Genomic DNA, 8,577 nt, shown 5'->3' with positions numbered 1-8,577 from the left:
CAACAGCTTCACCGAAACCGTGCTGCGCACCAGCGAGCGCGGCGAGATCATGCGATGGAAAGCCAAGCCCGGACGCAGGCCGACCCTGTGAACATACTCGAGGCCATGCAGGCCGAACCCTGGGAGTTCGACTTCTTCCAGGCGCTGCGTCGCCTCGAGGCCGAGCACCCCGAGCTGCCTCGCTTCGGTCACGCCCAGCGCCTGGCCGATGAGCCGGTGCGCCTGGGCCAGCGCCTGGACTGCAGCTTCGCCCCGGCCACCCTGGCCTCGGTAACGCAAGACGGCGAAGGGCCGGCGCGCCTGGAACAGTTCTTCTTCGGCCTCGGCGGCCCCAACGGACCGCTGCCGTTGCACCTGACCGAGTACATGCGCGAACGCCAGCGCAACCACGCCGACCACACCAGCAAGCGCTTCCTCGACATCTTCCATCACCGCCTGCTGAGCCTGTTCTACCGTGCCTGGGCCGAAGCGCGGCCAACCGTCAGCCACGACCGCCCCGGCGATGACTACTGGGCCGCGCGTCTGGCGGCCCTGAGCGGGCGCGGCCAGCCCGAACTGCAGGACCAGGGCCCGCTGCCGCATACCGCCAAGCTGCACTACTCCGGCCACCTCGCCGCACAGACGCGCTATCCGGACGGGCTGGCCAGCATCCTGGCGAGCTATTTCGGCGTGCCGGTGCGCATCGAGGAGTACGTCGGCCAATGGCTGGAACTGCCCGAGCGCAGCCGCCTCGGCGTGCACGCCAACCGCCTGGGCATGGACCTGTGCCTGGGCCGCTACGTCTGGGATCGCCAGCACAAGTTCCGCCTGTGCCTCGGCCCGCTGACGCTGGAGCAATACCACGCGCTGCTGCCGGGCGGGCAGGCGTTCATCGAACTGGCGGCCTGGGTCGCCGAGTACCAGGGCCACGAACTGGACTGGGACCTGAACCTCATTCTCGCGCGCGAGCACGTGCCCGCGCTGGAACTCGATGCCGGCAGGCGCCTGGGTTTCGACACCTGGCTCGGCCGTCCACAACACGATGCCAACGACCTCAAGCTCGCTCGCTACTACGCCGCGCAGCCGGTCCAACCGACTTGCACAAGGAGTCAGGAACATGGGTGAAATCAGCCGCGCCGCGCTGTTCGGCAAACTCAACAGCGTCGCCTACAAGGCCATCGAAGCCGCCACGGTGTTCTGCAAGCTGCGCGGCAACCCCTACGTGGAGCTGGTGCACTGGTTGCACCAGTTGCTGCAATTGCAGGACAGCGACCTGCACCGTATCGTGCGCCAGTTCAACGTCGAGCCGGCGCGCCTGGCCCGTGACCTGACCGACGCCCTCGACCGCCTGCCGCGGGGCTCAACCTCGATCACCGACCTGTCCTCGCAGGTCGAAGAGGCAGTGGAGCGCGGTTGGGTCTACGGCAGCCTGATGTTCGGCGAGAGCCAGGTGCGCACCGGCTACCTGCTGGTCGGCATCCTCAAGACCCCGAGCCTGCGCAATGCCCTGCTGGGTCTGTCGAGCGAGTTCGCCAAGCTCAAGGTCGAGGCCCTGAGTGAACGTTTCGACGAGTACGTCGGCGACTCCCCCGAGAACAATCTGGCCGCCAGCGACGGCTTCACCGCGGCAGCGCCGGGCGAAGCCAGCGGCGCCGTGGCCCCCGCGGCGATGGGCAAGCAGGAAGCACTCAAGCGCTTCACCGTCGACCTGACCGAACAGGCGCGCAGTGGCAAGCTCGACCCGATCGTGGGCCGCGACGAGGAGATCCGACAACTGGTCGACATCCTCATGCGTCGCCGCCAGAACAACCCGATCCTCACCGGCGAGGCCGGCGTCGGCAAAACCGCTGTCGTCGAGGGCTTCGCCTTGCGCATCGTTGCCGGCGACGTACCGCCTGCGCTCAAGGACGTCGAGTTGCGCAGCCTGGATGTCGGCCTGCTGCAAGCCGGCGCCAGCATGAAGGGTGAGTTCGAGCAGCGTCTGCGCCAGGTCATCGAGGACGTCCAGGCCTCGCCCAAGCCCATCATCCTGTTCATCGACGAAGCCCACACCCTGGTCGGTGCCGGTGGCGCTGCCGGGACCGGCGATGCCGCCAACCTGCTCAAGCCGGCACTGGCCCGTGGCAGCCTGCGCACCGTGGCCGCGACCACCTGGGCTGAGTACAAGAAACACATCGAGAAGGACCCGGCACTGACCCGCCGCTTCCAGGTGGTGCAGGTCGATGAGCCGAGCGAGCCAAAGGCGCTGCTGATGATGCGCGGCGTGGCCTCGACCATGGAGAAGCACCATCAGGTGCAGATCCTCGACGAAGCGCTGGAAGCCGCGGTCAAGCTGTCGCACCGCTACATCCCTGCACGCCAACTACCGGACAAGTCGGTGAGCTTGCTCGATACCGCCTGCGCACGCGTGGCCATCAGCCTGCATGCAGTGCCTGCAGAGGTCGATGACAGCCGTCGGCGTATCGAGGCGCTGGAAGTCGAGCTGCAGATCATCGCCCGCGAAGCCGCCATTGGCGTCGCCACCGAGCAACGCCAGACACAGGCCGACACGCTGTTGACCGAAGAGCGTCAGCGCCTGCTCGAGCTGGAAGGCCGCTGGGCCGAAGAAAAGACCCTGGTCGACGAACTGCTGGCCACCCGCGCCCAGTTGCGTGAGCAGGTCGGGGTGGTCGATCAGGAGGTCGATGCCCAAGGCAGCCATGAGCTGCGCGAGCGACTCGTCGACTTGCAGCAGCGCCTGAGCGCCCTGCAAGGCGAAAGCCCGCTGATCCTGCCGACCGTCGACTACCAGGCCGTGGCCTCTGTGGTTGCCGACTGGACCGGTATTCCGGTGGGGCGTATGGCACGCAACGAGATCGAGACCGTACTCAACCTCGACAGCCACCTGGGCAAGCGCATCATTGGCCAGGACCACGCCCTGAAGATGATCGCCAAGCGTATCCAGACCTCCCGCGCCGGCCTCGACAACCCCAATAAACCCATTGGCGTGTTCATGCTTGCCGGCACCTCGGGCGTGGGCAAGACCGAGACCGCCCTGGCGCTGGCCGAGGCCATGTATGGCGGCGAGCAGAACCTGATCACCATCAACATGAGCGAGTTCCAGGAAGCGCACACCGTCTCCACCCTCAAGGGCGCGCCGCCCGGCTATGTCGGCTACGGCGAAGGTGGTGTGCTGACCGAGGCCGTGCGCCGTCGCCCCTACAGCGTGGTGCTGCTCGACGAGGTGGAAAAAGCCCACCCTGACGTACATGAAATCTTCTTCCAGGTATTCGACAAGGGTGTGATGGAAGATGGCGAAGGGCGCCAGATCGATTTTCGCAACACCCTGATCCTGCTCACCACCAATGCCGGCACCGAGCTGATCGCCGACATCTGCAAGGACCCGCAGACCCTGCCCGAACCGGATTCGGTCGCCACCTTGCTGCGCAAGCCGCTGCTGGAAATCTTCCCGCCCGCGCTGCTCGGTCGCCTGGTGACCATCCCCTACTACCCGCTCAGCGACGCCATGCTCAAGGCCATCACCCGCCTGCAACTGGAGCGCATCCGCAAGCGCGTGGAGGCCACGCACAAGGTCGGCTTCGCCTACGACGATGCGGTGGTGGACCTGATCGTCTCGCGCTGCACCGAGACCGAGAGCGGCGGGCGGATGATCGATGCGATCCTGACCAACGGCCTGCTGCCGGACATGAGCCGCGAGTTCCTTACCCGTCTGCTCGAAGGCAAGCCGCTGGCCAGCGTCAGCATCGGCGCGCGCGACAACGAACTGCACTATGACTTCAGCGCGGCCTGAGTCTCGCGCATACAGGAACATCCATGCTGTTCACGCAACTGACGCGCCTAGCGCAGATCAACAGCCCCCTGGGGCCGAACGTGCTGATCCTCAGCGAGATGGGCGGCAGCGAGGAGCTCGGCCGCCTGTTCGACTATGAGCTGCAGCTGACCAGCGACGATCCGGCCATCGACCTCAACCAGCTGCTGGGCAAACCCATGAGCCTGTCGCTGCAATTGAGCGGCATGGCTTCGCGTCACTTCCACGGCATCGTCGCGCGCTGCAGCCAGTCGGTCGATCGCGGTCAGTTCGCCAGCTACCGCGTCACCCTGCGGCCCTGGCTGTGGTTGCTGACGCGCACCAGCGACTGCCGGATCTTCCAGCACCTGAGCGCGCCGCAGATCATCAAGCAGGTATTCCGCGACCTGGGCTTTTCGGACTTCGAGGACGCCCTGAGCCGCAGCTATCGCGAGCGCGAGTACTGCGTGCAATACCGCGAGACCAGCTTCGACTTCGTCAGCCGGCTGATGGAAGAAGAAGGCATCTACTACTTCTTCCGCCATGAGGAGGCGCGTCACGTCCTGGTGCTGGCCGACGCCTATGGCGCACACCAGAAGGCACCCGGCTACGAGTCGGTGCCGTTCTATCCGCCCGACGGCCAGCACCGCGAGCGCGACCACATCAACGACTGGCACCTGGCGCAAGAGGTGCAGTCCGGCTCGATGGAACTCAACGACTACGACTTCCAGCGGCCCAGCGCGCGCATCGATGTGCGCTCGGCCATGCCACGCCCGCACCAGGCCGGCGACTACCCGCTGTACGACTACCCCGGCGCCTATGAGCAGACCCAGGACGGCGAGCACTATGCGCGCACCCGTCTCGAGTCGCTGCAGAGCCTGCATGAACGCGTGGAGCTGCGCGGCAACGCCCGTGGTCTTGGCAGTGGTCACCTGTTCAGCCTCAGCGGCTTCTCCCGCCAGGATCAGAACCGCGAGTACCTGATCGTCGCCGCCCGCTACTACGTGGTGCAGGAGCGCCTGGAAACCGGCGGCGGCAGCGGCTCGGCGCAGTTCGAGAGCAACCTGAGCTGCATCGACGCCCAGCAGAGCTACCGGCCGGTATCGAGCACCCTGCGCCCGCTGGTCAAGGGCCCGCAGACTGCCGTGGTGGTTGGCCCGGCCGGCGAGGAGATCTGGACCGACCAGTACGGTCGGGTGAAGGTGCACTTCCACTGGGACCGCCACGACCAGTCCAACGAGAACAGCTCGTGCTGGATCCGCGTATCCCAGGCCTGGGCCGGGAAGAACTGGGGCTCGATGCAGATCCCGCGGATCGGCCAGGAAGTGATCGTCAGCTTCCTCGAGGGCGACCCCGACCGGCCGATCATCACTGGCCGGGTGTACAACGCCGAGCAGGCCGTGCCCTACGATCTGCCCGGCAACGCCACCCAGAGCGGCATGAAGAGCCGTTCGAGCAAGGGCGGCAGCCCGGCCAACTTCAACGAGATTCGCATGGAGGACAAGCGCGGGCAGGAGCAGTTGTATGTGCATGCCGAGCGCAACATGGACACGGTGGTGGAGCAGAATGAGACGTTGTCGGTGGGGGGCAACCGGGACAAGACGATTGGTCTCAATGAGACGGTGACCATTGGTGCAAACCGTCTGCATGTAACGCGCGCCAACGATACCTCGCTGGTAGGTGGCTCTTGCTCCAGCAGCGCCGCTGCGACCTATGTCATCGAAGCGGGTGAAAGCCTGAGACTGGTATGCGGGGACAGCGTCATCGAGCTTAAGGCAGGCGGAGACATCAACCTCACGTGTGCAAGCTTCAACTTCTACTCCTCAGGCAGCAGCAAGATACAAACCAAAGGTAAGCTCGATCTGAACCTTGGTAGCGAGAAGGCCACGGACCCTGGAGCCCAGGGCAAGCAATCAACGATCAAGGGCGCGGTCGAGCAACATTACTCCCAGCCGGCCAAGCCCAACTAATCGCGATAGAGAGCCACTATGCAGTACTCGATCAACGAAGCACTTCTTTGCCTGCCTGACACTAAGGTGATCGATGCTTCGATCAACATCCTCAGGTTCCCGGACCTTGGCACGACCTTGATCATCAGTCGCAGTCCGCTGGCAGAAAACGAGACGCTCAAAAGTAACTTCGATGCACAACTGGATAAGCTCAGGCAACAGGTAGCCAATTTACGCTGCTCTCCTGCGCAGGAGACGAAAGCAGGTGTCAGCCCGTCTGTAGATGCCATAGAGGTGCAGACCGAATTCAACAAAGGCAACGAGCGGGTCTATCAGTACCAGATCGCCCTGCAGGTTCCAGGAAAAGCTCAGCTGATCGCCCTCAGCTATGTAGCGTCAAAGCCCATGACCTCCGTGCAGACGCAGCACTGGACGGTGATTAAGCAGTCGCTGCAACTCCTCGAACACTCATGAACGAGTAACCCTGGATGACCGAAGATGTCTGGGCGGCCCGTGAAGGCGACGGCCTGCTGCACACCTCGATGCTGGCAGATATCACGGCGGGGGTGTTGGAAGTCGCCGCCTACGCTGCCATCACCTATGTCGGTTGCCTGGTGGCCACGGCGGCTATCGCAGCAGCAACAGGAGTCACCATCGCTACCGGGGGGCTTGGTTGCGTCTTGCTGGGTGTAGCCGTGGGCGCAGTCGTCGGCATCGCTGCGGGGTTGAGCGGAGCCGACGAGGTGATTACCGACTGGTGTGAGACGGCGGCCAACTGGCTTTTTCCTCCCAGTATCGAGGCGTTCATCACCAGTGGATCGGAAGATGTCTTCATCAACGGCAAGGCGGCAGCCAGGGCGGCAGGCAAGCTGAGTGCAGCGCCCGCCACGCCAGTGCAAGCGCCTGAACCAAGCTTCATGGATCTCGCAGGTTATTACCTCTCGCAAATGTGGAGACCCACGGTAGCCAGCGCAGAACCCAATGCCGAGCCCTGTCCGCTGGACACCGTGGATTGCAAAAAGCATCCAGCCATGCCCGAGCAATTTCTTGCCGAGGGCTCTCGATCTGTATTCATCAATGGGCAGCCTGCAACCCGCAGTGGCGACAGAAGCACCTGCGAAGCAAAGATCGGCTCCGGCAAAGACCTTATTTCCCCTGACGTGAGGATCGGCGGTGGAACCGTCGTGGTTCGGCAGATCGAGAGTGGGAAGCTGCCCGGCGTACAACTGACCCTAGCAGCATTGCTCTTGCTGCGAGGCAACACGCGTGGTTTCTGGACAAAATTCCCGTGCCTGATCGGCAGTGCTCTGGTTGGGGCCGCCGTGTCGGTTCTCACCAGCAAGGTCACTTCAGCACTCAAAGCCTCCACCCAAGGTGCCCCTAATCCTGTACACGCGGCAACAGGCGCAAAGATACTCGCAGGGGACGAGGATCTGGACTTTACCCTGCCCGGCCTTTTCCCCATTCACTGGCAACGCCTGTACAACAGCCTGGACAAGCGCACAGACGGGCTCTTTGGTACTGGCTGGAGCGTGTCATTCGAGGTGTCTGTACAAGCCGGAGCAGACGGCCACCTTACTTATACCGACGAACAAGGCAGACAGGTCGGATTGGGCGAGATTCCCTGCCCGGGCGCGGCGTTCGACCCGGGAGAAGGTCTTTCGGCAAGGCGCGATGAAGCAGGAAATGTGCTGATCGAAAGCGTCCAGGGCATGTACCGGCTCTTCACGCCGACACCGGGCAACCCTGACTATTTGCGGCTGAGCTTGATCGGCGACCGCAATGAGGGACGTATCTGGTTGGATCACGATGAACAGGGGCGTGTCATCCGGCTCAGGGACCAGCAGGGTCTTCATTGGATAAACTTGAAATACGATCAGCAACACCCTCAACGCGTAAGTCAGGTGACACGCCAGATTTTGACTAACGAGCACGACACTGATCAGGAAAATCTGCTGTCCAGCTACTTCTACAATAAAGCGGGCCAGCTCATCGCTGTACACGACGCAGTTGGCACCGTCCAACGGCGATTCAGCTATGACGCCGACATGAATATGGCCCAGCACTGGCATTGTAGCGGGCTCGAGTGTTTCTATCGCTGGCAGGCATACGAAGGCCCGCAAGGGAGTGAGCAAAGGGTCATTGAGCACTGGACCAACGATGGCGCTCGTTATCTGTTCGACTATGATTTGCCAAACCGCATGACCCGTGTCACGGACAGCCTCGGGCGTGCCAGTTCCCACCACTGGGACGAGCGCTATCAGGTGACCCGATACATAGACCCCACAGGCGCACAATGGCAGTTCGACTGGAATAGTGCGCGACAGTTGGTCAAGGCTATCGGACCCAATCAAGGCGCCTGGAATTTCGCGTACGACGGATCTGGAAACCTGACGCGAATCACCGATCCGCTCGGACGCACCGAGAGTTCCACGTGGTTGCCGCACTGGGCGCTGCCCACTACACAAACCGACTGCAAAGGTCATAGCTGGTCGTTTCGTTACGACAAGCGTGGCAACTGTGTCGAAATCATCGACCCGCTTGGCGCGAGCACAGTCTACCAGCGGGATGTGCAGGGCCAGCCTGTTCGTATCACCAATGCCGCACAGCAGTCGACGACGTTACGCTGGGACGAATGGGGCAACCTCAGTGAAATCCTGGACTGCTCCATGCAATCTACGCGCTATGAGTACGATAACCTCGGCCATTGTGTGCGCCTCATTGATGCAGAAGGTCGCCGCCACGAGTACCACAACGATGCCAGGGGCAATCTTTTGGAGCGTCGCTTACCGGGAACGGGTACCGAGCGCTTTGTTCGCGATTGCGCCGGCGCGCTCGTCGGATATATCGATGCTGCAGGTG

6 protein-coding genes are annotated in these 8,577 nt (G+C 63.1%); all 6 read left to right on the top strand.

Features of this window, described 5'->3' with window-relative positions; genetic code table 11:
* The coding region (locus VA602_RS26780; protein ID WP_407682508.1) for a hypothetical protein at nt 1–91 on the top strand (91 nt) is incomplete at its 5' end.
* Nucleotides 55–1,104, top strand: a complete 1,050-nt coding sequence (gene tssG, locus VA602_RS13300) for a type VI secretion system baseplate subunit TssG (RefSeq protein WP_200602907.1) — start codon at nt 55–57, stop codon at nt 1,102–1,104. The genes VA602_RS26780 and tssG, both read left to right, overlap by 37 nt.
* Nucleotides 1,097–3,769: a type VI secretion system ATPase TssH gene (gene tssH, locus VA602_RS13295; RefSeq protein ID WP_323453424.1), complete on the top strand. Its 2,673-nt coding sequence runs from the start codon at nt 1,097–1,099 to the stop codon at nt 3,767–3,769. Before tssG ends, tssH begins: the two co-directional genes overlap by 8 nt.
* A 23-nt stretch (nt 3,770–3,792) precedes the next feature.
* On the top strand, nt 3,793–5,736 hold the full coding sequence (locus VA602_RS13290; RefSeq protein ID WP_323453423.1) for a type VI secretion system Vgr family protein: 1,944 nt from the start codon (nt 3,793–3,795) through the stop codon (nt 5,734–5,736).
* An 18-nt stretch (nt 5,737–5,754) separates the two neighbouring features.
* Entirely contained in the window at nt 5,755–6,189 is a 435-nt protein-coding gene (locus tag VA602_RS13285) for a DcrB-related protein (RefSeq protein ID WP_323453422.1), read from the top strand.
* A 14-nt stretch (nt 6,190–6,203) separates the two neighbouring features.
* Nucleotides 6,204–8,577 (top strand): DUF6531 domain-containing protein (locus VA602_RS13280; protein ID WP_323453421.1); only part of this gene is annotated, 2,374 nt, incomplete at its 3' end.

Origin of the sequence: Pseudomonas machongensis (genome assembly GCF_034961125.1) — a bacterium.
Taxonomy (GTDB): Bacteria; Pseudomonadota; Gammaproteobacteria; order Pseudomonadales; family Pseudomonadaceae; genus Aquipseudomonas; species Aquipseudomonas machongensis.
Note: the sequence above shows the minus strand (reverse complement) of the source record. Positions and strands in the feature narration are given on the sequence as shown.